We start from the raw sequence: 22,530 nt of genomic DNA, 5'->3' as shown, positions 1-22,530 counted from the left end.
AGCGTTGCGTCAAATCGGACGCTTGTATCTAGGCGCAGGTCGGTTCAATTATAGGAATGATCGAACGTCTGCCTGTTTTACGGCCCCGCACCAACTTGATATTGAACTGGCGCGGAGCGTTCATCAATTATTTCTGATGACATCAGGCGGTCACACTCTCTGAGTATGGTCGGAACCCGTTGACTGATAAGGAGCAGATCTTGGCTTACCAACAAAATGACGCCCCAAAAGACTGGCTGGAAGCCGAGCTCGAAGACACGCTGGACGAAGATTTCGAAATCGAATTCAGCGAGCCGATGCTGTCGATGGAAGTTCGCAAGATCTATAAGGAACAGCATCCGGACATGCTGGACCGCAAGGTCTATTTCCAAAACCTGCTGCGATTGCAGGCCGAACTGATCAGGGTTCAGGATTGGGTTCAACACACTGGCGCCAAAGTGTGCATCCTGTTCGAAGGTCGCGACAGTGCCGGTAAAGGGGGGGTAATCAAGCGGATTACCCAGCGCCTGAACCCGCGTGTTGCGCGTGTGGTTGCGTTGCCCGCACCCAGTCGCAGGGAACAAAGCCAGTGGTATTTCCAACGCTACGTGCCGCATCTGCCAGCAGCTGGCGAAATCGTTCTGTTCGACCGGTCCTGGTACAACCGTGCGGGCGTCGAACGGGTCATGGGTTTTGCCAGTGAAGATCAGGTCGAACAGTTCTTTCAGGACGTTCCCGAATTTGAACGGATGCTGGTGCGGTCGGGGATCATCCTGCTGAAATATTGGTTCTCGATCACCGACGAAGAACAGCAGTTGAGATTCCTGATGCGCATTCACGATCCGATGAAGCAGTGGAAGCTGTCGCCGATGGATCTGGAATCGCGCATTCGGTGGGAATCCTACACCAAGGCCAAGGAGGATATGTTGTTTCGCACGAACATTCCCGAAGCGCCCTGGTACATCGTCGAAGGCAATGACAAAAAGCGCGAGCGCCTGAATTGTATTGAACACCTGCTGACCAAGATCCCGTATTCGGATGTGCCGCAGGAAAAGGTCGATCTGCCGGATCGAAAGTACAACCCGGAATATGAACGCCGAATTCTGCCGGACGATCTGTATGTTCCAAAGGTCTATTGAACAGTTGAAGTGGAATTTGGTGCGAGGCAGGGTCGCCCCGCCCCGCACCGTGGTATCCGTTAAGCGGCGTCCATCATGCAGTCGAAATCATTATAGTTGAACACAAAGACATCACCTGAATTGTCCCCGGTCATGTCAGAGCAAGTCTCAACATCGTCCACAGGATTGTCATCACCGGTCATCACCATATCGAAATCGTCGGTTTCGGGTTCCGCATCGGCATAGTCCGTGTCGTTCCAATCAAACTGGTGGAACTGCGCCTGAATCGATTGGACGAATGCCCGGATCTCGGCAAGAAACTCCTGAACGTCAAAACAGGCGACTTCTTCCGGTTCTTCGGTTCCAGGCGTTTCGGGCTCTGGCTCTCCGGTCTCGGTGACATCAGTGTCGGGCGTTTCAGGCTCGGGCTCTTCGGTTTCGGTGACATCGGTGTCCGGTGTTTCTGGTGCCGGTTCCTCGGTGTCGGTATCCGGCGTTTCGGCTACGGGTTCCTCAGGCTCGCTAACCTCGGGTTCTGGCACTTCGGCAACCGGCTCTTCGGGTTCGGGCTGCGGAGTTTCTTCAACCGGTGGCGTCGGCGCTGGCGGAGTGCCAGAGCCGTTGTCCAGCATGACCTCGCCCTGGGTGGCAGCAAAGTTCTGCGTCACCATCACAGCGTCGAAACCCTGCATGTCGCCGGTTTCAATTCCGATTCCGATGTATTTGAAATCTGGGTTCAAAATGTTGGCACGGTGACCGGGGCTGTTCATCAGGTTCTGGTGAAGCTGGGCGACGTCATCGCTGATGCCTGGCGCGCCGCGCTCGGATTGCCAGGCGATGTTTTCACCTGACCGCCAGTTGCCCGAGAAGTCGAACCCGGCCATTTCCATCCGCTGCGTGGCGCTGGAACCACCCGAGCCGGTGTGGCTGAACCTGTCAGTTTCCAGCATCCATTCACTGTGATCCTCGGACGAGTCGTTCAGGCGCGTTTCAAGCTGTAGGGGGTCCAGCCCGCGGGATGTGCGCTCTTGGTTAATCAGCGCCAGCATTTCTTGTTCGATACTACTTGCAGTCGACATTTTTGCCTCCGATTGGTTTTTTGTCGTGGTAGACCGCGCCAGTTACAAAGGCTCGATGCTGCGTTGATAGGGATGGCGTGTTCAGAGGCGAGTTTTGGCGGGTCAGTGCTACCGCCACGGGATTCGCTGCGCTGCAAAATGCCGGGCAAAATGTTGCTGAGGGGGAAATGGCAGCTTGTCGCGCGTGGGCGACCCGAGTCGGCGTAAATCATCCGACCCTAAAAACGACAAACCCCCGGGCGATGCCTCGGGGGTCGTCAAATAGTGTCATCCAAAGCTGGACGAGTGAGGTTTTAGAGCAAACCTTCGCGCTGTGCTTTCTTACGTGCCAGTTTACGGGCACGGCGGATCGCTTCAGCTTTCTCGCGCGCTTTTTTCTCGGACGGTTTCTCGAAATGTTGCTTGAGCTTCATTTCGCGGAACACGCCTTCGCGCTGCAGCTTTTTCTTCAGGGCACGAAGCGCCTGATCGACGTTATTGTCGCGAACACTAACCTGCATGTGGTTGTCACCACCTTTCTAGATAGAGTTGCAAGGAAATTGCAGGAATTGGCCGTATAGCAAAGCCGTTCTATCTTGTCTAGTACTGGTCCCCAGAACCGGAGAACCGCCATGACCATCACATATGAAGACACCAAGCAGCAGTTGTTGGACGCGATTTTGATCCATGTGCCGTTTGACGGCTGGTCCGAAGTCAGCTTTCGTGCAGCTATCTTAGATTGCGATATGGATGACACGCTGGCGCGCGCGATTTGTCCCCGTGGCGCGGTTGATCTGGCACTGGCCTTTCACGCGCGCGGTGACGCGGCGATGGAGGATCGGCTGAAGTCCTCGGACCTGAGCGAGTTGAAGTTCCGCGAGCGAATCGCCGCTGCAGTTCGGTTCCGGCTTGAGGCGGTTCCGGACAAAGAGCTTGTTCGCCGGGGTATGACGTTGTTTTCGCTGCCCACCCACGCAGCCGATGGGGCAAAAGCCTTGTGGCAGACCTGCGATCTGATCTGGGACACGCTGGGCGATTCCTCGGAAGACGTGAACTGGTACACGAAACGGGCGACGTTGTCGGGCGTCTATTCCTCGACTCTGCTGTTCTGGCTGGGCGACGATTCCCCCGATCACCAGAAAACCTGGGAGTTTCTGGATCGGCGGATAGACAACGTCATGCAATTCGAAAAGATCAAGGCGCAGGTGAATGACAACCCGTTGTTCAAACCGTTTTTGGCGGTGCCGAACTGGTTGGCTGGTCAGGTAAAAGCGCCGACAAAGATACGGGCTGATTTGCCGGGTATGTTGAACCCGCGCAAGTAAGCGTCTGGGCCTTCCAGAAATTGCCTGCTAGGCATTGGGCAAAGGAGATTTGCCCATGACCCAGATGATGCGCGCTGTCGAAATCACCAAACCCGGTGGTCCGGATGTTCTGCAACTGACGGAACGCCCGGTGCCGGAACCACAAGCCGGACAGGTGATCCTGAAAGTGGCCTATGCGGGTGTGAACCGCCCGGATGCGCTGCAGCGTGCCGGGGCCTATGATCCGCCGCAGGGTGCCAGCGATTTGCCGGGGCTTGAGGCATCGGGCGAGGTTGTTGCCGTTGGTGCCGGGGTCGAGGGTCTGGCCATTGGCGATCAGGTCTGTGCCTTGCTGCCCGGTGGCGGTTATGCGGAATATGTGGCCACACCGGCTGCGCATTGTCTGCCAGTTCCTTCGGGAATGGGGATGAAAGAGGCCGCGTGCCTGCCCGAAACGTTCTTTACTGTGTGGTCCAACGTTTTCACGCGCGGCGGTCTGAAGGCAGGTGAGCGTTTTCTGGTGCATGGCGGGTCCAGCGGCATTGGCACAACAGCGATCCAGCTGGCGAACGCGTTTGGTGCGCGGGTGTTTGCAACCGCCGGATCTGCTGAGAAATGCGAGGCCTGTGTGAACCTCGGGGCCGAGAAGGCGATCAATTACCGGGATGATGACTTCGTGGGCGTCATGCGGGCTGAGGGTGGTGCGAACCTGATCCTCGACATGGTCGGCGGCGACTATATCCCGCGCAACGTTAAGGCCTTGGCCGAAGATGGACGTCTGGTTCAGATCGCGTTCCTGCAGGGGCCGAACGTCGAGTTGAACTTTGCGATGATGATGGTCAAACGCCTGACCCTGACGGGCAGCACCTTGCGCCCGCAAAGCGATCTGGCAAAGGCGAAGATTGCGCAGGATCTGCGCGAAGCGGTCTGGCCATTGCTGGAAGCTGGGAAGGTGGCCCCCGTCATGGACAGTGAGTTCGATCTGGCCGAGGCGGCAGCCGCGCATGCGCGGATGGAAAGCTCGGGTCACATCGGCAAGATTGTCCTCAAGGTCGCCGGTTAAAGTTCTGGCGCGGGTAAATCCCGCGCTTTTTCCGATCAGACCACTGCACGGCGGTAAAGATGCCAGGTTGCATGGCCCAGGACTGGCATGACAACGATCAGCCCCAGCAGCATCGGGATGGCTCCGATGATCAACAGGGCCGCTACGATGAACCCCCATGCCAAAATGACACCGGGGTTATGCCGCAACACCCGGACCGACGTCACGACCGCCACGGGCAGTCCGACAGGACGGTCCAACAGCAATGGAAAGCTGACGACGCTCATGGCCAATGCGACCAGCGCGAATAGAAACCCGATCGCATTGCCGAAGATGATCATTGACCAGCCGGCGCCCGTGGTGAACACCTGAGTCACGAAAGCCCCAAGTGAGGTGGGCAGATCAGGCCCAAGCGTATGCACATAGATGCTCTGCGCGACCATCAGCCAAATCAGCAACAGCATGACCAGGTAGAACCCCAAGGCCAGAATTGCACCGAAGGACGGGGACCGGAAGACGCCCAAGGCGTCCAGCCAATGGACCTCGCCGCCTTGCTCGCGTTTGCGGCTGATTTCGTAAAGGCCCACGGCTGCTATCGGACCGACTAGTGCGAAACCCATGATAAGCGGTGCCAGAAGGGGAACCATGTTGCGATTAAGGCCGAACCCGAACATCAGCAGACCTGCGATCGGGTAAACCAGGATGATGAAAATCGCATCCGCCCGTGTTTCCAGAAAATCATTGTACCCGGCCTGCAAACAGGCCTTCAGGTCCTGCATCGTCAGTGTTTGCACCTGCGGCAGATGCCGGGTGTCCGCGCTGCCGATGTGGTGCACGCTTTCGGTAATATGATCGCCGGTCGCGCCGATGTTTCGGGCGGCCCAACTGATCGGATTTCCTATTGTTTTGGCCATCTTGATCCCCTCCCTTTGCCAGTGCGCAACGGGTTGAATCCGGCGGTGGTTGCCTTTGGCCGGACCAGCCGGCAACGCTCGGGGCCTAGTATAGCACAGTTTTTCCCGTTGTGGTTGCGCGGCAGCGAAAACCTACCAATTGCCCTGTTTCACAGGCGTGTTAGCTTGGCGTCAGGCAACAGGAGGTCAGCATGCAGCAAACGGCAAGAACCGTCGTCATTCATGAACACGGCGGTCCCGAAGTTCTAAAGATCGAAGACCGGCCCTTGGGCGACCCCGGACCCGGCGAGGTTCGCATCCGCCACCGGGCCTGTGGGCTGAACTTCATCGATGTCTATCAGCGCACCGGGTTGTACCCGATGGATTTACCGCACGCGCTGGGCATGGAAGCGGCAGGTGTGATTGAGACTGTTGGCGAAGGTGTTACCCATCTGAAACCGGGCCAGCGCGCGGCCTATGCCGCAGCTCCCGCTGGGGCCTATTGTGAGGCGCGCGTGATGCCAGCGGCGCAGGTGTGTCCGTTGTCCGAAGGGATTTCTTTTGACGCGGCTGCGGCGATGATGCTCAAGGGGATGACGGTCGAGTATCTGTTTCACCGGACAACGCCTTTGAAACGGGGTGACACGGTGCTGTTTCACGCAGCTGCCGGTGGCGTTGGTCTGATTGCCTGCCAATGGGCCAAGTCCGAGGGCATCACCCTGATCGGAACAGCCGGGACAGATGAGAAATGCAGCCTCGCGCAGTTCAACGGGGCTGCGCATTGCATCAACTACCGGACCGAGAACTTTGCCGAACGTGTGGCCGAAATCACCGGCGGCAAAGGTGTGGATGTGGTCATGGATTCCATCGGCGCGGACACGTTCAATGGCTCGCTGGACTGCCTGAAACCCTTGGGAATGATGATCTCATTCGGCAATGCCTCAGGTCCGGTCCCGTTGATGGATATCGGTATTTTGGGTAAGAAGGGTTCCTTGAAAATCACCCGACCCACCCTGTTTACTCATATCGCCGACCCTTCCGTCTGTCAGGCAATGGCACGGCGGCTGTTCGGCAAGGTTGAGGGCGGCGAGGTCAAAATCCATATCGATCAGCGGTTCCCGTTGGATCAGGTGGCCGAGGCGCATCGGGTTCTTGAAGCGCGTCAGACCACAGGCAGCACGGTTCTTGAACCGTAAGACCGACTGCACCCGGCTCGCCGGTGTTTGATTTTGAAACGAAAAGCGGCGGCAGAAAACTCTGCCGCCGCTTTCATTAGGAATGTCAGAAATTATTGCTGCAGTTCCGCCGGTGTTTTATCCGCGATGGTTTCCCAATTGGCGCTGGCTTGTTCGACAAAACCAGGGATGTCACCTTCCCAGCGCTGCTGGATGTCTTGCGACAGGTTCAGGTACAGCTTGTTGTCGACGATCTTCCAGTAGGTCGGGTCACCGTCAAACTTGAAGCCCATCGCAGCGCCGAATGCGCAGTAGCCGCCATATGCAGGCAGGTACGCCTCGGGGTTTTCTTCGAACGCTGCTTTGTTTTCTTCATTGGCAAAGCGATACATCGCGTCGTTGTGCAGTGTGGTGATGCGGTAGTCACCTTTGGTCGGCTCGCCAGCGGTGAAGTAGGCAACCGGATCATAGCCCTGCATGGCCAGACCGGTCGAGCTTGCGTTCAGTTCAACACCAGCGGCCAGAGCCGAGCTTGCGATGGCAACAGACAGCGCGACGCCGCCGATAAGAGATTTGAACTTGTTCATTGTTTTCACCTTTCGTGAAGGGGCTGCCACGTGACGCAGAAAATTGCGCCCAGACAACCCAAGAGTTTTTTTGTCCGTGAGACCCGCAATTGGCCGTCACGGAACCCAAGTGGGAAGGCGGCTCATCACGTTCAAAGCAATCAATTGTGAATGTGCAGGGGCGAAGAGGCATTGTTCACAAATGCAGGGTAGGCCTTAGGTATCGGGCGTCAGATCCAAAACGAATTCGGTGACTTTTTCCGCGGGCATTTCGCAGGGGCGAAGAAGAGATCCGCGTTTGGTCAGATAAAGGTTCAGGCTGATGTAGTCGCTGCCGCCCAGTGCGCGTGCGACAAGTTTCTGCGACTTGCCGTCTGAAAATTCCGTTCGACTGACGATATACCGCCTGCCGTGGGCACGCCCGGTCGACGACCCCTTGGGGATGGCAAAAAAAGCGGTAAGGAAGGCGTTCGGGGCGCTCAAGACTGCCCGATTTTTGGTTCAGTGCCGGATTTGATGCGGGCAATATTCGCGCTGTGGCGCCAATAGACCAACAGGGTCAGGACGCCAGCCAGTAGCAGCGTTTGCGAACCTGTCAGCAGAAGGGCCCAGATAGTGGACGTTGCCGCCGCTGCAAGTGCCGCAAGGGATGAGATGCGCCAGACTGCAGCAGCAACCAACCAAGTCAAACAACAGGCCACACCGACGCGCCAGTCCAACGCCAGCCAGATCCCCAGAAACGTGGCGACCCCTTTGCCGCCCTTAAATCCCAGCCAAACCGGAAAGCAATGGCCCAAAAGTGCGGCCAGCGCTGCAATCTGCGCGGCATCCTCACCCGCAAGGGCATGCGCGACCAGAACAGCAACCCCGCCTTTTGCGGCGTCGAAGATCAGGGTCAGGGCAGCGGCGGTCTTGTTGCCTGTCCGCAAAACATTGGTTGCGCCGATATTGCCCGAACCGATGTTGCGCAGATTGCCCAAGCCCATCACCTTGGCCAGGACCATGCCAAACGGGATCGACCCCATCAGATATCCAAGTGCCGCCCACAGGATCAGCTGGGTCATTGTGCTGTCGATGATCGGCATCAGGGTCTCCGGTAAACTTCTTGTCCTGCAACGAAAGTTGCGGTGACCTTACCCTGCATCCGCTGGCCGTCAAACGGTGTGTTCTGAGATTTGGATTTGAGCGAGAACCGGTCCAGCACAAAGGGTACATCCGGGTCAAACAGCACCAGGTCCGCAGGCGCGCCTTCGGACAGACGGCCACTGTCCAACCCTAATCTTTTCGCCGGGTTTAGGGCCATTGCGCGGAACAGTGTCGGCAGGTCCAACTGCCCGGCATGATACAGACGCAAGGCGGCGGGCAGCAGGGTTTCCAGCGCTACCGCGCCGGAGGCCGCCTCTTCAAACGGCAGGCGTTTGCTTTCCTCATCCTGAGGCGTGTGCATGGAACTGATCGTATCAATCAGGCCGGTCCGCACCGCTTCGATCACTGCTTGCCGGTCATCCTCGGATCGCAGCGGCGGCTTGACCTTGAAGAAGGTGCGATAGTCGGCCACGTCCAGTTCATTCAGCGTCAGGTGGTGGATTGACGTACCTGCCGTGATGTCCAGCCCATTCCGCTTGGCCCGCTCCAGCGCAGGCAGGGCGCGGGCGGTGGTGATCTGGTCGGCGTGATAGGTGGCCCCGGTCATCTCTAGCAAAGCGATGTCGCGGTCCAGTCCCATCCGCTCGGCCATTGGTGAGACGGCGGGCAAGCCACGCAGCACGGCGAATTTACCACTGGTGGCTGCGGCACCATTGCTGAGGATGGGTTCTTGCGGGTGGGCGATGACCAGCGCGCCACAGGCCCGGGCATAGGTCAGGGCGCGGGAAAACACCTTGGTGTTGGCGATCACGTGATCGCAGTCAGTAAAGGCGACGGCACCGGCATCCTGCAGGAATCCGATCTCAGTCATTTCGCGGCCTTCGCGACCTTTGGTCAACGCGGCCATTGGCAGGACGTTGACCGGAGTGTCGGCCTGCGCTCGGCGTGTGACGAACTCCAGACTTTCGGGCGTGTCGATCGCGGGGCTGGTATCGGGGCGGGTCACGATGGTGGTCACGCCTCCGGCTGCAGCGGCCAGACCGGCGGACTTATAGCTTTCCTTGTGCCGCTCACCCGGTTCGCAGACCTTGACGCCGATATCGACGATACCGGGGGCAAGGCACTGTCCGCCACAATCGACGACCTGCGCCTCCGGCGTCGGAGCATCCCCTTCGCCGCGCGCAGTAATCCGACCATCGGATACATGTAGCCAGCCAGGGCTGTCGGTGCCGGTTTCCGGGTCGATCAGGCGGGCATTGGTGAAAATAGTGTTGTTCATGCCATTGCCCTTTCGATGGCGGCTTTGGTGGCGGCGGGGTCAGCCTGATACTTGATCAGGTGTTTGTCACCGCCCTTGGTGACGATCTGGACAAAACTGCCCATGAGGTTGACCGCCTCTATCTGATTCAGCGTCACATTGCGCGGGCCGGGGCCGGTTAGGGTGGTTTCCGTCATCTGCCACGTTGTGGTCAGTTCTTCTGAGGCCAGGTACCATGCGCGAAAGGCAACCGCGGCAAGACCCGCGGGCGCCCCGGTCCAGACGTAGGGGTTGCCGACCAACCACAGCACGATCATCGCGACCGCCATGGCCCCGGCGGCCAGCCATGTATTCGTGCGGATATACGCGCCTTTGTCGGGGGTGAAGGTCACAGGATCAGCCACAGGATGCCTCCGATGACCAACAGCGCCACCACTGCCAGCATGGCCGACCCAATACGGCCAGGATTGTCGTCTTGTGGTGGGGTTTGCGGGGCCGAGAACGGTTTCGCGCTTTCTGCTTTAATTGCTCCGCCGGTCCAGCTTGTCGCCTCTTCAGTGTAAAGGCCAATCAGGCGCACTTTGGCGTCCGGTTGCAAAGTGGCGGCACGTCCCTGAAAAGCGGCACTGCGCACGACCATGACCCAGCCTTCAATGCTCTCCAGCGCAGCCCGGTCCAGCTGATCTTTAGGGACGCCGCACCCTTCGTTGAGATAGCCATAAAGACCCAGTTCCTCGAGGTCCGAGACAGGAAATACGTCGATCTGGGTCAGATCCAGACCCTCGACACCCAGAATCTGGTCTGCCGCACCGGGTTCGCGCAGGAACTTTGCCTCTTCCGGGCGCATGTCCAGCTGAAACAAGCGCAGGACGCCGTGTTCATGTGGGGCGACGTTCAGATCACTCATGCGGCCTCACCAAGGTTGCGGGCCAAAAGTTCCATTGCGGCCATGCGAACGGCGACGCCCATTTCGACCTGTTCCTGAATAACGGACCGGTTAATGTCGTCCGCCAGCGTTCCGTCAATCTCAACACCGCGATTCATTGGGCCAGGATGCATGACGATGGCGTCCGGTTTGGCCTGCGACAACTTAGCGGCGTCCAGACCATAGCGGTGATAGTATTCCCGTTCCGAGGGGATGAACCCGCCATCCATCCGTTCTTTCTGGAGGCGCAGCATCATCACGACGTCGACGTCCTTCAGGCCTTCGTTCATGTCGTCGTAAATTTCAGCGCCAAACTCGGCAAACTGGCTTGGGAGCAGCGTCGGTGGTCCAATCAGACGAATACGGTTTTCCATTTTGCCCAGCAGGATCAGGTTTGACCGCGCCACGCGGGAATGGGCGACGTCGCCGCAGATTGCGATATTCAGTCGGTGCAGGCGACCTTTGGCGCGGCGAATGGTCAGGGCGTCCAGCAGAGCCTGCGTCGGGTGTTCATGTTTGCCGTCACCGGCATTTAGCACCGCGCAGTTCACCTTCTGCGCCAGCAGGTCGACCGCGCCGGAATGCGGATGGCGCACCACCAGCAAATCGGGGTGCATCGCATTCAGCGTCATCGCTGTGTCGATCAGCGTCTCGCCTTTTTTGATCGAACTAGCTTGCATCGCCATGTTCATCACATCCGCGCCCAGCCGCTTGCCTGCGATTTCGAAACTGGCCTGCGTGCGGGTTGAGTTCTCGAAGAACATGTTGATTTGGGTCAGCCCTGACAGCACGTCGGAATGCTTGGTCGACTGGCGGTTCATGTCGACGTATTTTTCGGCCAGATCGAGAATAACAGTGATATCGGATTGCGACAGATGCTCGATGCCAAGAAGGTGACGATGGGCGAAACGCATTGGCGGGCTCCTGTCTGACAATCGCGCCGCTTATAAGAAGCCGCGCTGCTCAAGGCAACCTAAGGTTCGGTTCACTCGGGCAGTTTCTCGCATCCGCCTTCGGGCAGGCACTGTTCGCCGGGCTTGCACCACTTACCATATCCGCAGTCTACGGCCTTGACGGGAACACAGCCCTGGTTTTTGGAACACTTGAACCCCTGACGGCACTGCGATCCGGTTTTTTCGCAAAGATACCAGCCGGGGCGTGAACATCCGCCACCCGGCAGGCAAGACGATCCGGATCCGCAAATGCGACCGTCGTCGCATGTCAGCGAAGGCAGTTCCAGAATGTCAGGTGTATTGCGCTCGCATTCGCCACGGGCATTGCAGATGCTGCCGCCGGGGCAATCCAGACGCGACCTGCATTTGTTTTGCCCCGCTGGGGCACATCGGGTCCCGCCCGCCACACAGCGCTCGAACGGCCCGCAGGTTCTACCGCCACCGCAATAGGTGCCGCCCAGGGGAATGCAGTGGCCATCAAAGCTGCATCTTTGGCCACCCGAACAGCATGTGCTGCCACATTTGAATTGGCCCGCGCGGCACTGGCCATATCTGTCTTTGAACTGCGCAGAAGTAGGACTGCTGAGAATGATCAGCAGCAAACCAAGAAACAAGAATCGCAATACAGACAACATGAATATGGCAATCGTCGGCGCGATGGACTGACCAATCAAGGTCTATCTGCTTTCCCTCGTTCAAAAGGTGGTTAGATTGAGGGGTATGGAATCGGCTTTGGACTATCATACTGCCCGTGCTCTGCTGGAATGGCAGATCGAGCTGGGCGCAACGGATGCGATCGGTGATGCACCGGTGGATCGCTATGCGTTGCCGGATACTGCGCCCAAAGCCAAGAAACCCGCAAAGGCCCAGACCGCACGAGAAAAACCCAAGCAAGTTGATCCGGTTGCGGTTGCGAAATCTGCGGCACAGGCTGCAAGGTCGCTGGATCAGTTGCAGGCGGCCATGGACGCGTTTGACCATTGCGAGTTGAAGCGCGGTGCGCGGCAGTTGGTCTTCGCAGACGGCACCCCGGGTGCGCGGGTGATGATTATCGGAGAGGCCCCTGGCCGCGATGAGGACCGCGAGGGCAAGCCCTTTGTCGGACGCGCCGGTCAGTTGTTGGACCGGATGCTGGCCGCGATTGATCTGAAGCGGACCGAAAACGTCTATATCACCAACGTCCTGCCGTGGCGCCCACCGCAGAACCGGGATCCCAAGCCCGAAGAGATTGGCATGTTGAAGCCGTTTCTCGAACGGCACGTGGCCTTGGCCAAACCCGAGGTTTTGGTGGTGATGGGCAATATCAGCTGTCAGGCTGTTCTGGGCAAACGGGGGATCACACGGCTTCGGGGTCAGTGGGATCAGGCGATGGACTTGCCGGTTATTCCGATGTTCCATCCTGCATATCTGCTGCGACAGCCACAGATGAAGCGGCAGGCATGGGCCGATTTGCTGGAACTCAAATCAAGGCTGGAGGGCAAGGCATGAAGATCCTCGCATTCTCGGACCTGCATATGGCGCGAAACCGTGCCGCAGACGTTGTTGCAGCCAGCGATGAGGCCGATCTGGTTATCGGAGCCGGAGATTATTGCAACATGCGGCAAGGGCTGGATGACGCGATGGCGATGCTGTGCGGCGTCAATGCGCCGCTGGTTCTGGTTCCGGGCAATGCCGAAAGTGCAGGTGAACTGACCGACGCTGCGCCGGAAGGCGTGCATGTTTTGCACGGGACAGGCATGACCGTGGATGGACTGCGTCTGTTTGGCCTTGGTTACGGCGTGCCAGTGACGCCATTCGGTGAGTGGTCCTGTGATCTGACGGACCCTGAAGCGGCTGAATTGCTGGATCGTTGCGAAGGGGCTGACATCCTGATTGCCCATTCTCCGCCCAAGGGTCACGGCGATCTTACGTCGACGGGTGATGCGGTAGGATCGGTGGCGGTCCGTGACGCAATCGAGCGGTTGCAGCCGCAATTTGCCCTTTGTGGCCATATCCATGACAGCTGGGGTTACCGAGGCGCAATCGGCGTGACGCAGATCGCCAATCTTGGCCCCACAGTAAATTGGTTCGAGGTCACCACGTGATTGAAACAGTTACGCTGCTGGCGTTTATCCCGGCGGCAATTGCCCTGAATCTGACCCCCGGGGCGGACATGATGTTCTGCTTTGGGCAGGGGCTGCGGTCCGGGGCGCGGCCTGCAATCGCCGCTAGCGCAGGTATCTCCGTCGGATCGATGGTTCACGTTCTGGTGGCGGGTCTCGGTCTAGGAGCGGCTGTGGCGACGATGCCCTGGCTGTTCGATGTGATCCGCTGGATGGGCGTTGCTTATCTGCTGTATCTCGCCTGGGGGGCGTTTCGGAATGGGGCGGTTTCTGCGGATACTCCCTCCGGTCCCACCCAATTGGCATTCCGGGACGGGCTGGTGGTGAACCTGACCAACCCCAAAGTAATTCTGTTTGTTCTGGCTTTTATTCCGCAGTTCGTGAATCCGGCGGCGGGTTCGATCCTGCTGCAGTTCCTGGTTTTCGGATCCATCATTGCCCTGGGCGGATTTGTGGTGAATGGGCTAGTGGGAATTTTTGCCGGTGGTGCGGGGCGGATGCTAATCGCGAACCCGCGCGCTTCGCGCATCATGGGCTGGGTGACAGGAGGGATTTTCGCAGCCCTCGCGATCCGGCTTGCCATCTTGGAAAGGGCCTGAGGAAACATGTCGCGCATTTATGAGACCAAAGACTTCATTCCGGTCCGTATCGCCGTGCTGACCGTCTCGGACACGCGGTCGCTGGACGAGGACAAATCCGGCCAGACACTTGTTGATCGTATCGAAGGGGCAGGGCACAGGGTCGCTGATCGCAGCATCATCCGCGATGAGCGCGGCGAGATCGCCGATCAGTTGCGTGTCTGGATTGCGGATCCTGGGATAGACGCAGTGATTTCGACCGGTGGTACGGGCCTGACGGGCCGCGACGTAACGGTCGAAGCGCATCGCGATGTCTATGAGAAGGAAATCGAGGCTTTCGGCACGGTGTTCACAGTCGTTTCAATGGAGAAGATTGGTACGTCGGCCGTGCAATCACGTGCGACCGGTGGGGTCGCAGGCGGCACATATCTATTTGCATTGCCCGGCAGCCCGGGCGCTTGCAAGGACGCCTGGGACGGCATTTTGGAAAAACAGTTCGACTACCGCCACCGTCCCTGCAATTTCGTCGAAATAATGCCCAGATTGGACGAACATTTGCGACGGAAGTAGACTGGTCGCACGTTAAACCGTTCATAACCGCTTTGTGGCTTGGCATTTTTTGCTGCCCAGCTACCTTTTGCTAATGGCAGCCTGATGCAACCGGGGTGAATTTTATATGCGATTTCTGAGGCAAAGCCTTGTTGGAGTCTTTTTGACGTCGTTGACAGTGGCCCTGTTGTTTGTGGCGGCGCAGATGATTTCGGGCGCCGTGCAAGACGTTCTGACACGGGAGGAGTCGGCTCCGCAGGCGCGCGAGCGTGTCTTTGCCGTTTCTGTTCGGTCTGCGGAATTGGAGACCGTGACACCATATCTTGAAGCTTTTGGCGAGGTTCAAAGCCGTCGCAGGTTAGAGTTGCGCGCCGCGCTGGGCGGGCGCGTTGTCGGGCTGGCCGAAGATTTTGAAGATGGCGGTGTGGTAACAACAGGCGAAGTTCTGGTCGAACTTGATCCCGCAGACGCCCAGTCCGCGCTGGACCGCGCAAAATCCGATTTGCTGGACGCGCAGTTTGAAGAGCGTGACGCGGAGCGGTCGCTGCTGCTGGCGCAGGACGAGTTGAACTCGGCTGAGGCGCAGGCGGAGCTGCGCGGGCGCGCCTTGCAGCGCCAACAGGATTTACAGACCCGCGGAGTTGGGGCCGCAGCATCTGTGGAAGAAGCCGAGTTGGCCAAGGCTGCCGCGCAGCAGGCGGTGCTGGCGCGGCGGATTGCCCTGGCCCAAGCAGAATCCCGCGTCGATCAGGCGACCACCCTGTTGTCACGAGCCCGCATTGCGCTTGAGGCTGCTGAACGCGATCTGGATGATATGACAATCCGCGCCCGGTTCGGGGGCACATTGACGGATGTAACGCTAGTCGAAGGACGGCTGGTGTCCGCGAACGAAAAGCTGGCGGAACTTGTCGACCCGAATGCGTTGGAGGTGGCATTCCGCGTCTCAACCGCGCAATACGTCCGATTGCTGGACGCAGCCGGTGATCTGATCGACGCACCGGTGACAATCTCGCTTGAGGTCACGGGCACCGACCTGACCGCACAAGGCCGCATTAGCCGCGACAGCGGATCGGCGGGCGAAGGGCAGACCGGGCGTTTGATCTATGCCCGACTGGATGAGGCGTCGGGGTTCAAGCCGGGCGATTTTGTTACCGTCACAGTGCAGGAACAACCGCTGGACAACGTAGTACTGCTGCCGTCTTCGGTTCTGGATGCTGTGGGCACAGTGTTGGTGCTGGATGAGAATGACAGGCTCGAAGCGCTGCCAGTCCAGTTGATCCGCCGTCAGGGCGATGAGGTCTTGCTGCGCGGCGAAGGTTTGGTTGGGCGTGAGGTCGTGATAGGCCGTACGCCGCTGCTGGGGTCGGGCGTGCGTGTCCGGCCCCTGCGGATAGATGATAGCGCCGGGGCCGCACCGGATATGGTTGAGCTGTCTGTGGAACAGCGCGCTAAGTTGGTCGCTCAGGTTGAGGCCAGCACCCGCATGCCAAAGGACGTAAAAGAACGGGTTCTGGGCCAGTTGAGCGAGGCCAAGGTGCCCGCCTCGCTTGTCCAGCGGCTTGAAAACAGGGCGGGGGGCTAAGCGCTATGATGCGCGAGATCCCCGGCGCGGCAGGCGGCATCCTTAGTTACTTCACGCGTCACAAAACGGTGGCAAACCTGCTGCTGCTGGTGATGCTGGTCCTGGGCGCGGCGGCAATCCCGAACATGCGGGCACAGTTCTTTCCGGATGTGATCCTGGAACGCGTCGACGTGAGTGTGGACTGGGATGGGGCCGGTCCCGAAGATGTGGACAACGGTATCGTTCAGGTGCTTGAGCCCGCCTTGCTGGCGGTCGAGGGTGTCGCCAGCACCGAGTCCACGTCACGCGAGGGGCGCGCCAGCATTCGGCTCGAGTTCGAGCCAAACTGGGACATGTCCCGCGCCGTCGAAGAAGTACGGACGGCTGTCGACAGTGTCACCAGCCTATCCGACGATGCCGAAGAACCAACAATCCGGCGGGGTGCCTGGCGGGACCGGGTTACAGATGTGGTTGTCACCGGGCCTGTCGATCCTGATCAACTGGCCAAATTCACGGACGAATTAATCAACCGTCTTTTCGCGGTCGGGGTTACTCGTACCACGATTCGGGGGCTTGCTGCGCCGCGCATCGTGGTCGAGATACCGACCGCCCAACTGATTGCCAACGACATTACTCTGTCCGAGGTCGCGTCGGCAGTCGCGGCCGAGGTCAACGCAAACCCAGCGGGTGATGTGACCGGCGCGAATGCCCGTATTCGCACGGGTACGGAAAAGCGCACACCCGAAGAAATCGAAGGTATCGCCCTGCGCAATTTTGCGGACGGATCTAAGTTGCTGGTGGGCGATGTGGCGCAGATCCGGGTCGAAGGGGTCAACCGCAATCGCAGCTACTTTGTGGGCGAAAATCCGGCAATGTCGGTGCGGGTAGATCGCTCAAACCTGGGTGACGCGATTGAAATCCAGCACGCGGTCGAAGACGTTGTGACGGAAATGCAGGCCAGCGTTCCCGAAGGGGTGACGATCGAGCTGATCAGAACCCGCGCTCAGGCGATCACCGACCGTCTGGATATTCTGGTCGACAACGGCCTTGTTGGCTTGGGCCTTGTGGTCTGCCTGCTGTTTTTGTTCCTGAATGCGCGGATCGCCTTTTGGGTCGCAGCAGGTATTCCGGTTGCCATGTCCGCCGCGATTGCCTTCATGTATATCGGCGGGCTGTCGATCAACATGGTGTCCCTGTTCGGCCTGATCATCACATTGGGCATTGTTGTGGATGACGCCATCGTCGTGGGCGAGCATGCCGATTTCCGCGCGCGCCGATTAGGTGAGGCCCCAATGGTGGCCGCTGAACGCGCGGCGCGACGAATGGCGATGCCGGTCTTTGCGGCGACCCTGACAACCGTGATCGCCTTTTTTGGCCTGACCCTCGTTGGTGGTCGGTTCGGAGAGTTGATCCGTGACATCCCCTTTACCGTTATTGCGGTCTTGATAGCGTCGCTGATCGAATGTTTCCTTATTTTGCCGAACCATATGGCGCATGCCATCGCGCATTCCACGAAAGAGCACTGGTATGACCTGCCCAACCGCGTGGTCAATCGCGGGTTCCGCTGGGTGCGGGATCATCTGTTCCGACCGTTGATCGCCTGGGTTGTCTGGGCGCGATATGTGGTGGTTGCAATGATGGTGGTGATCTTGGCCAGTCAGATTGCTCTGTTCATTCGAGGTGATGTGAACTGGCGGTTTTTCAACGCACCCGAGCGCGGCTCGGTCACGGGCAACTTCATAATGGTCGAAGGCGCCACCCGCGCCGAGACTGTGGCCATGATGCATGAGCTGCAGCGTGCGACCGAAGAGCTGGGCCAGATCTATGAAGAGCGTCACGGTCGCAACCCGATCGACTATGTGCTGGCCGAGGTGGGCGGTTCCGCAGGATGGGGATTGGCCGCCGCCGATGGCAAAGACGCTGACTTGCTGGGTGGTATTTCCATCGAGCTGATCGATGCGGATCTGCGCCCCTATTCCAGCTTTGAGTTTGTGGGTGAGTTGCAGGATTTTGTTCCGCGCCACCCAAAGGTCGAACTGCTCAGCTTCCGGGGCTGGCGCTCTGGGCCCGGTGGCGATGCCATTGACGTTCAGTTCTATGGCGCGGATGTGAATACGCTCAAATCCGCATCAGAGGACTTGCAAACTGAGCTTTCGAAATACTCTGAAGTTTCGGCGCTGGAAGACAATCTTGCCTATGACAAGGAAGAGTACATTCTGGACCTGACGGCACAGGGTCAGTCGCTGGGGTTCAGGATCGAAACGCTGGGGCGCGTGTTGCGCGACCGGTTGAACGGGATCGAGGCGGCAACCTTCCCGGACGGCCCGCGTAGTGCCGAGATCAGGGTCGAACTGCCCGAAGGCGAGCTGACCGCCGATTTCCTGGAGCGCACTCTGATGCGTACACCCGATGGAGTGTATGTGCCGTTGGCCGATATCGTGTCGGTCGAGCGAAAATCCGGCTTCTCGACCGTCCGGCGCGAAAATGGCCTGAGGGTGATCTCGGTAAACGGTGACATATCGGAAGACGACCCAACGCGCGCGGCTGAGATTGCACGTGCCATGGGCGAGGAAATCCTGCCGAAAATCGCCTCGGAACGACAGGTCGAATGGCGAATGGCCGGCCTGAGTGAACAGGAAGATGAGTTCCTGTCCGAGGCGCGCACCGGCTTGATCCTGTGCCTGACCGGTATCTATCTTGTACTGGCCTGGGTTTTCGCCAGTTGGACGCGGCCGCTGGTGGTGATGGCGATTATCCCCTTCGGACTGGTGGGCGCGATCTGGGGGCACTATCTGTGGGAAGTTCCGCTAAGCATGTTCACGGTCGTTGGTCTGCTGGGGATGACGGGGATCATCATCAACGACTCGATTGTTTTGGTGACGACCATCGACGATTACCAGAAAGAGCGCGGGCTTGTGCCTTCGATAGTTGAAGGCACCGCAGACCGGTTGCGGCCTGTGATGCTGACGACGCTGACGACGGTTCTGGGGCTGACCCCGTTACTGTATGAAGGGTCGCAGCAGGCGCAGTTTCTTAAACCCACAGTCATTACTTTGGTCTATGGGCTGGGCTTTGGAATGTTGCTGGTCCTGCTGCTAGTCCCGGCGTTGCTTGCCATTCTGAACGATCTGTCTCGCCCAATGACCGCGATGCGTCGGGCGGCACGTGCCCCGGACCGTGTGGTGCAGGGGACGTTGGCGTGTTCGGGCCTCGCCTTGCTTTCATGGTTTACGGTCACGATGGTGTGGCCCGCAATTTACGGCGCGCCCATCGGGTTCTTGTCCGGGCTTTATGCGGGCGAGGAAGGCATGGCTATTCTTCGGATGGGCTTGGGCGCATTCGTTACAGGTGCCGCGCTGATACTGTTCCTCAGCGTGGCAGTCTCAGGCTTGCTTTATACCCGGCTCAAAAGGCCCGCGACCTAAGTCCGGCGCAGGGCGGTTTCCAGCAGATCGATGACGCGGTTGCTCATCTCTAGTTCGCCGCGGCGGATCTGATCTACAGGGAACCAACGCGCATCGAGCGCGTCGTCACCTGCAATGGGGTCGCCGGTTTGATACTGACAGGCCACGCCTACCAGCAGGTAGTGTGTCTGGACGTCGCCGTTTTCGTTCCAGCGCAGCAAATCAAGATTGTCTAAGTAGTGCTGTGGGTCTGCAATGACCGAGGTTTCTTCGCGCAGCTCTCTTTGCGCGGCTTGCAAAACAGTCTCGCCCCATTCCACGTGACCCCCAGGAAACCCCCATAGCCCAGCATCAGGTTGCTTGCTGCGTTGAACCAGCAGCACTTGGTCCTGATGCAGGACTACTGCCAAAGCGCCGATTTTTGGAGTTTGTGTCATGAAATCACCGGGCTCAGCTTGCGCTGCATCCCCGAATGTCGACTGCGTGATTTGCCCCCAACACAGTGATCCGAATTTCCGACCGATCCAGGGCAAACGGTCCACCGGATGCATTAATCACCTCAGAGGTTGCGATCAGAGTGTTGCCGGTTCGCGTCGTCTCGGTCTGCGAAGCCCAGAGCGCCGGGTTCCCCGGCTCGATCACGGCCACCTCGCGACCGCCTGCCGAGGGCATGGTCACCCGGGCCTCGATCTTCATCCCGTCTGATGTGGGTGAGAGGTGACAGGTGGTATGGGCCACTCTGGCCTCGTGTTCGGAAAAGGGCCTTTGTGCCAGTGCAGCGGCGATGGTGGGGTTGCGCCCGGCGTCTGCGTTCAGCGTGTGGTCGAAATCCAGCTGTTCCGGGATGCAAACATCCTTGCAGACGCCCAGATCCATCGTTCCCTGCAGGCGTACGGGCTTGGCCGGGTTTTTCGGCGTGATCTCGACTGGCAAAACCAGTTGGTTTTCGTAGCCGATCGATTGCAATCCGTTCTGGTCAAAAACATTGGGTGCGGGCCATGTAATCGACACATCCCCGACGTTGTTCGAACGGTTCCAGTCGAATTGCGGCGGAATGCCAGCATCCCCCGGCGCACGCCAATAGGTTTTCCAACCGTCCTGCAGCGTCACACGCACGGCGCTGAGGTACGTTCCTTTAGCGTTGCGTCCGCCATCCAGAATATCCAACTCGGCAACGGGGCCGTTGACCTGCGCTGTTACAGGTAAGGCCAGACCAAAGGTTATGGCGATTGCCGGTAATACATTTTTTACGCTCATGGTTCATAAATGCGCGGTTGCGGCACAGAATCCAAGTCACGTTCCGGTAACCGGGATGAAATCTGCGGAAATGTGCGCTGATCCCTTGCCAATCCGGGTGACCAAGGGTCATTGTTGAGGCATACCTGATAAGAGATGTCGGCCCATGGATCTTACCGGAAAACTGTTGATTGCGATGCCTGGCATGGGCGATCCGCGTTTTGATCATTCGGTGGTGTACCTGTGCAGCCATGGCGAAGATGGTGCTATGGGGTTGATTATCAACAAACCTTCGGATCTGCGGCTGAAAACTCTGTTGAGTCAGCTCAACATCCCCTGCCGGATTCCGGTTGTGGGTGAACGTTTGGTCCATTTCGGCGGTCCGGTCGAGATGTCGCGTGGTTTTGTCCTGCACAGCTCGGATTACGAGGCGAACCTGCATTCCATGCACATCACGGATGAGTTCAGCATGACGGCAACGCTGGACATCCTAGAGGATCTTGCCTCGGGGCGCGGGCCTTTGAACTCCACTTTGGTGCTGGGCTATTCGGGTTGGGGACCTGGTCAGCTTGAGGATGAGATCGCGATGAACGGCTGGCTCACGACCGAGGCGTCGTCCAAGCTGGTCTTCGATGTAGCCGATGATGAGAAATGGGGAGGTGCGCTTGCGACTTTAGGCGTTGACCCCTTGATCCTGTCTGCCGAGTCCGGACGCGCCTGATCAGCCGTTACGCGGGGCCGCAGCGCGGCGCAGGCGGTCGTTAATGGCCGCACCCAAACCATGTTCCGGAATTTGGGTCACCGCAATTGATCTGCCGGTGTCATTCAGGCTGTGCAGTGCGGCGAACAGGTTGGCAGCGGCCTCAGCAAGATCACCTTTCGCTGACAAGTTCAGATCGCAGTCCACCGGGCCAAACCCCAGCAGAACTTCATCGCCTTGGGCGGTGCTGGCGTTCAGACGAACGGGTGCATCCGGAGCATAATGCGATTGCAGCTGGCCGGGCGCGTTCAGCGCATCACCCGGCTGGTGGTGGTGCAGCTGAGTATCCAGAACCGCCTCGATCTGTTCCAGCGAAACGCCGCCGGGGCGCAAAAGGGCAGGCTCGCGCGCAACGCCCACGATGGTGCTTTCCAACCCGACCCCGCAAGGCCCATCGTCCAGAACCGCGGCGATGCGCCCATTCAGGCCGGACAGGACGTGCGCGGCTGTGGTCGGGCTGATTTGCCCGGACGGATTGGCCGATGGCGCGGCAACCGGGCCGTCGAATTCGGACAGTAGCGCACGGGCCGCAGGGTGGGCTGGCACTCGCACGGCGAGCGTGTCCAGTCCGGCTGTCACCAGCGATGAAATCCCGTGATCCGGTCGCAGTGGCAGAACCAGAGTCAGCGGTCCGGGCCAGAACGCGGCCGCTAAGGCCTCGGCCTGATCGGACCATGTCACGAACCGCTGGGCGGCTTCGATCGAGGCCACATGCGCAATCAACGGGTTGAAGCTGGGTCGTCCCTTAGCGGCATAGATGCTTGCCACCGCTTCTCCGTTACGGGCATCCCCGCCCAAGCCGTAGACAGTCTCGGTCGGGAAAGCCACCAGAAGGCCTTGCCGCAGCAGGTCTGCCGCCTGTGTAATTCCGGCAGGATCGGCGTTTAATGTCAGAGTGCCGTTGGGGATCATTGGTGGTGACGCCGCGTTTTGATTGCGTATAGCATTTGGACCGATACCTAATCGGTGGAACTCAGATGCAT

At 58.9% G+C, this 22,530-nt stretch carries 25 protein-coding genes; 12 read left to right on the top strand and 13 right to left on the bottom strand.

The annotated features are described in order from the left end of the window. The first annotated feature begins 200 nt into the window (after positions 1–200). The gene (ppk2, locus tag DK510_RS16235) at positions 201–1,118 is read left to right on the top strand and encodes a polyphosphate kinase 2 (protein WP_109313013.1); all 918 of its coding nucleotides are present in this window, start codon (positions 201–203) and stop codon (positions 1,116–1,118) included. 59 nt (positions 1,119–1,177) lie between these two features. On the opposite strand, the gene DK510_RS16230 is transcribed toward ppk2, so the two are convergent. Together DK510_RS16230 and rpsU are read right to left on the bottom strand one after the other, a co-directional pair. After that, positions 1,178–2,176 (bottom strand): CAP domain-containing protein, encoded by a 999-nt coding sequence (locus DK510_RS16230; RefSeq protein WP_109312961.1) that lies wholly within the window; start codon positions 2,174–2,176, stop codon positions 1,178–1,180. A 293-nt stretch (positions 2,177–2,469) separates the two neighbouring features. Next, entirely contained in the window at positions 2,470–2,676 is a 207-nt protein-coding gene (gene rpsU / locus DK510_RS16225) for a 30S ribosomal protein S21 (RefSeq protein WP_005614280.1), read from the bottom strand. 111 nt (positions 2,677–2,787) lie between these two features. Between rpsU and DK510_RS16220 the strand changes: the two genes are divergently transcribed. Further along, positions 2,788–3,480: a COQ9 family protein gene (locus DK510_RS16220; RefSeq protein WP_109312960.1), complete on the top strand. Its 693-nt coding sequence runs from the start codon at positions 2,788–2,790 to the stop codon at positions 3,478–3,480. 55 nt (positions 3,481–3,535) lie between these two features. Continuing rightward, positions 3,536–4,522 carry an NAD(P)H-quinone oxidoreductase gene (locus tag DK510_RS16215; RefSeq protein WP_109312959.1) on the top strand — a complete coding sequence of 329 codons (987 nt, stop codon included), beginning with the start codon at positions 3,536–3,538 and terminating at the stop codon, positions 4,520–4,522. Between the two features lie 35 nt (positions 4,523–4,557). On the opposite strand, the gene DK510_RS16210 is transcribed toward DK510_RS16215, so the two are convergent. Next, the gene (locus DK510_RS16210; RefSeq protein ID WP_109313012.1) at positions 4,558–5,415 is read right to left on the bottom strand and encodes a DUF2189 domain-containing protein; all 858 of its coding nucleotides are present in this window, start codon (positions 5,413–5,415) and stop codon (positions 4,558–4,560) included. A gap of 191 nt (positions 5,416–5,606) precedes the next feature. Here DK510_RS16210 and DK510_RS16205 point away from each other — a divergent pair, with 191 nt between their 5' ends. Next, entirely contained in the window at positions 5,607–6,590 is a 984-nt protein-coding gene (locus DK510_RS16205) for a quinone oxidoreductase (protein WP_109312958.1), read from the top strand. Positions 6,591–6,682: 92 nt separating this feature from the next. Here the strand turns inward: DK510_RS16205 and DK510_RS16200 are convergent, their stop codons facing one another. The 7 genes from DK510_RS16200 to DK510_RS16170 all read right to left on the bottom strand — a co-directional run bounded on the left by DK510_RS16200 (position 6,683) and on the right by DK510_RS16170 (position 11,318). Further along, positions 6,683–7,156: a YHS domain-containing (seleno)protein gene (locus DK510_RS16200; protein ID WP_058273690.1), complete on the bottom strand. Its 474-nt coding sequence runs from the start codon at positions 7,154–7,156 to the stop codon at positions 6,683–6,685. Between the two features lie 195 nt (positions 7,157–7,351). Further along, entirely contained in the window at positions 7,352–7,618 is a 267-nt protein-coding gene (locus DK510_RS16195) for a hypothetical protein (protein ID WP_109312957.1), read from the bottom strand. Beyond that, positions 7,615–8,220 carry a glycerol-3-phosphate 1-O-acyltransferase PlsY gene (gene plsY, locus DK510_RS16190; RefSeq protein WP_109312956.1) on the bottom strand — a complete coding sequence of 202 codons (606 nt, stop codon included), beginning with the start codon at positions 8,218–8,220 and terminating at the stop codon, positions 7,615–7,617. Before plsY ends, DK510_RS16195 begins: the two co-directional genes overlap by 4 nt. After that, the gene (gene pyrC, locus DK510_RS16185) at positions 8,220–9,500 is read right to left on the bottom strand and encodes a dihydroorotase (RefSeq protein ID WP_109312955.1); all 1,281 of its coding nucleotides are present in this window, start codon (positions 9,498–9,500) and stop codon (positions 8,220–8,222) included. The genes plsY and pyrC overlap by 1 nt, the downstream gene beginning before the upstream one ends. Then, positions 9,497–9,883 carry a hypothetical protein gene (locus tag DK510_RS16180; protein WP_234416643.1) on the bottom strand — a complete coding sequence of 129 codons (387 nt, stop codon included), beginning with the start codon at positions 9,881–9,883 and terminating at the stop codon, positions 9,497–9,499. Before DK510_RS16180 ends, pyrC begins: the two co-directional genes overlap by 4 nt. Then, positions 9,868–10,386: a hypothetical protein gene (locus tag DK510_RS16175; protein WP_109312954.1), complete on the bottom strand. Its 519-nt coding sequence runs from the start codon at positions 10,384–10,386 to the stop codon at positions 9,868–9,870. Before DK510_RS16175 ends, DK510_RS16180 begins: the two co-directional genes overlap by 16 nt. Next, positions 10,383–11,318: an aspartate carbamoyltransferase catalytic subunit gene (locus DK510_RS16170; protein WP_109312953.1), complete on the bottom strand. Its 936-nt coding sequence runs from the start codon at positions 11,316–11,318 to the stop codon at positions 10,383–10,385. The genes DK510_RS16175 and DK510_RS16170 overlap by 4 nt, the downstream gene beginning before the upstream one ends. A gap of 509 nt (positions 11,319–11,827) precedes the next feature. Between DK510_RS16170 and DK510_RS22850 the strand changes: the two genes are divergently transcribed. From DK510_RS22850 to DK510_RS16135, 7 genes are all read left to right on the top strand, one after another. Next, positions 11,828–12,067 carry a hypothetical protein gene (locus tag DK510_RS22850; protein ID WP_160116550.1) on the top strand — a complete coding sequence of 80 codons (240 nt, stop codon included), beginning with the start codon at positions 11,828–11,830 and terminating at the stop codon, positions 12,065–12,067. A gap of 10 nt (positions 12,068–12,077) precedes the next feature. Continuing rightward, positions 12,078–12,845: a uracil-DNA glycosylase family protein gene (locus tag DK510_RS16160; RefSeq protein WP_109312952.1), complete on the top strand. Its 768-nt coding sequence runs from the start codon at positions 12,078–12,080 to the stop codon at positions 12,843–12,845. Next, positions 12,842–13,441, top strand: a complete 600-nt coding sequence (locus DK510_RS16155; RefSeq protein ID WP_109312951.1) for a metallophosphoesterase — start codon at positions 12,842–12,844, stop codon at positions 13,439–13,441. The genes DK510_RS16160 and DK510_RS16155 overlap by 4 nt, the downstream gene beginning before the upstream one ends. Beyond that, complete coding sequence (locus DK510_RS16150; RefSeq protein ID WP_109312950.1) at positions 13,438–14,058, top strand: LysE family translocator; 621 nt, start codon at positions 13,438–13,440, stop codon at positions 14,056–14,058. Before DK510_RS16155 ends, DK510_RS16150 begins: the two co-directional genes overlap by 4 nt. Positions 14,059–14,064: 6 nt before the next feature. Next, the gene (gene moaB, locus DK510_RS16145; protein ID WP_109312949.1) at positions 14,065–14,607 is read left to right on the top strand and encodes a molybdenum cofactor biosynthesis protein B; all 543 of its coding nucleotides are present in this window, start codon (positions 14,065–14,067) and stop codon (positions 14,605–14,607) included. A gap of 106 nt (positions 14,608–14,713) precedes the next feature. Next, positions 14,714–16,168 carry an efflux RND transporter periplasmic adaptor subunit gene (locus DK510_RS16140; protein WP_109312948.1) on the top strand — a complete coding sequence of 485 codons (1,455 nt, stop codon included), beginning with the start codon at positions 14,714–14,716 and terminating at the stop codon, positions 16,166–16,168. Between the two features lie 5 nt (positions 16,169–16,173). Continuing rightward, positions 16,174–19,572, top strand: coding sequence for an efflux RND transporter permease subunit (locus DK510_RS16135; protein ID WP_109312947.1), 3,399 nt, complete (start codon positions 16,174–16,176; stop codon positions 19,570–19,572). Here the strand turns inward: DK510_RS16135 and DK510_RS16130 are convergent. Together DK510_RS16130 and DK510_RS16125 are read right to left on the bottom strand one after the other, a co-directional pair. Further along, positions 19,569–19,988 (bottom strand): NUDIX hydrolase, encoded by a 420-nt coding sequence (locus DK510_RS16130; protein ID WP_058273587.1) that lies wholly within the window; start codon positions 19,986–19,988, stop codon positions 19,569–19,571. The genes DK510_RS16135 and DK510_RS16130 overlap by 4 nt on opposite strands. Before the next feature lie 13 nt (positions 19,989–20,001). After that, positions 20,002–20,808 carry a protein-disulfide reductase DsbD domain-containing protein gene (locus tag DK510_RS16125; RefSeq protein ID WP_109312946.1) on the bottom strand — a complete coding sequence of 269 codons (807 nt, stop codon included), beginning with the start codon at positions 20,806–20,808 and terminating at the stop codon, positions 20,002–20,004. A 145-nt stretch (positions 20,809–20,953) separates the two neighbouring features. Here DK510_RS16125 and DK510_RS16120 point away from each other — a divergent pair, with 145 nt between their 5' ends. Beyond that, positions 20,954–21,508: a YqgE/AlgH family protein gene (locus DK510_RS16120; RefSeq protein WP_109312945.1), complete on the top strand. Its 555-nt coding sequence runs from the start codon at positions 20,954–20,956 to the stop codon at positions 21,506–21,508. Here DK510_RS16120 and DK510_RS16115 read toward each other — a convergent pair whose 3' ends face one another. Continuing rightward, positions 21,509–22,459: an L-threonylcarbamoyladenylate synthase gene (locus tag DK510_RS16115; RefSeq protein WP_109312944.1), complete on the bottom strand. Its 951-nt coding sequence runs from the start codon at positions 22,457–22,459 to the stop codon at positions 21,509–21,511. Positions 22,460–22,530 lie beyond the last annotated feature (71 nt).

It is taken from the genome of Ruegeria sp. AU67 (assembly GCF_900312795.1).
GTDB lineage: Bacteria > Pseudomonadota > Alphaproteobacteria > Rhodobacterales > Rhodobacteraceae > Ruegeria > Ruegeria atlantica.
Note: the sequence above shows the minus strand (reverse complement) of the source record. Positions and strands in the feature narration are given on the sequence as shown.

Coding starts and splice junctions, on each gene's coding strand:
- DK510_RS16230 (WP_109312961.1), bottom strand. CDS start 2,176: ATGTCGACTGCAAGTAGTATCGAACAAGAAATGCTGGCGCTGATTAAC.
- rpsU (WP_005614280.1), bottom strand. CDS start 2,676: ATGCAGGTTAGTGTTCGCGACAATAACGTCGATCAGGCGCTTCGTGCC.
- DK510_RS16220 (WP_109312960.1), top strand. CDS start 2,788: ATGACCATCACATATGAAGACACCAAGCAGCAGTTGTTGGACGCGATT.
- DK510_RS16215 (WP_109312959.1), top strand. CDS start 3,536: ATGACCCAGATGATGCGCGCTGTCGAAATCACCAAACCCGGTGGTCCG.
- DK510_RS16210 (WP_109313012.1), bottom strand. CDS start 5,415: ATGGCCAAAACAATAGGAAATCCGATCAGTTGGGCCGCCCGAAACATC.
- DK510_RS16205 (WP_109312958.1), top strand. CDS start 5,607: ATGCAGCAAACGGCAAGAACCGTCGTCATTCATGAACACGGCGGTCCC.
- DK510_RS16200 (WP_058273690.1), bottom strand. CDS start 7,156: ATGAACAAGTTCAAATCTCTTATCGGCGGCGTCGCGCTGTCTGTTGCC.
- plsY (WP_109312956.1), bottom strand. CDS start 8,220: ATGCCGATCATCGACAGCACAATGACCCAGCTGATCCTGTGGGCGGCA.
- pyrC (WP_109312955.1), bottom strand. CDS start 9,500: ATGAACAACACTATTTTCACCAATGCCCGCCTGATCGACCCGGAAACC.
- DK510_RS16175 (WP_109312954.1), bottom strand. CDS start 10,386: ATGAGTGATCTGAACGTCGCCCCACATGAACACGGCGTCCTGCGCTTG.
- DK510_RS16170 (WP_109312953.1), bottom strand. CDS start 11,318: ATGCGTTTCGCCCATCGTCACCTTCTTGGCATCGAGCATCTGTCGCAA.
- DK510_RS16160 (WP_109312952.1), top strand. CDS start 12,078: ATGGAATCGGCTTTGGACTATCATACTGCCCGTGCTCTGCTGGAATGG.
- DK510_RS16155 (WP_109312951.1), top strand. CDS start 12,842: ATGAAGATCCTCGCATTCTCGGACCTGCATATGGCGCGAAACCGTGCC.
- moaB (WP_109312949.1), top strand. CDS start 14,065: ATGTCGCGCATTTATGAGACCAAAGACTTCATTCCGGTCCGTATCGCC.
- DK510_RS16140 (WP_109312948.1), top strand. CDS start 14,714: ATGCGATTTCTGAGGCAAAGCCTTGTTGGAGTCTTTTTGACGTCGTTG.
- DK510_RS16135 (WP_109312947.1), top strand. CDS start 16,174: ATGATGCGCGAGATCCCCGGCGCGGCAGGCGGCATCCTTAGTTACTTC.
- DK510_RS16130 (WP_058273587.1), bottom strand. CDS start 19,988: ATGACACAAACTCCAAAAATCGGCGCTTTGGCAGTAGTCCTGCATCAG.
- DK510_RS16125 (WP_109312946.1), bottom strand. CDS start 20,808: ATGAGCGTAAAAAATGTATTACCGGCAATCGCCATAACCTTTGGTCTG.
- DK510_RS16120 (WP_109312945.1), top strand. CDS start 20,954: ATGGATCTTACCGGAAAACTGTTGATTGCGATGCCTGGCATGGGCGAT.
- DK510_RS16115 (WP_109312944.1), bottom strand. CDS start 22,459: ATGATCCCCAACGGCACTCTGACATTAAACGCCGATCCTGCCGGAATT.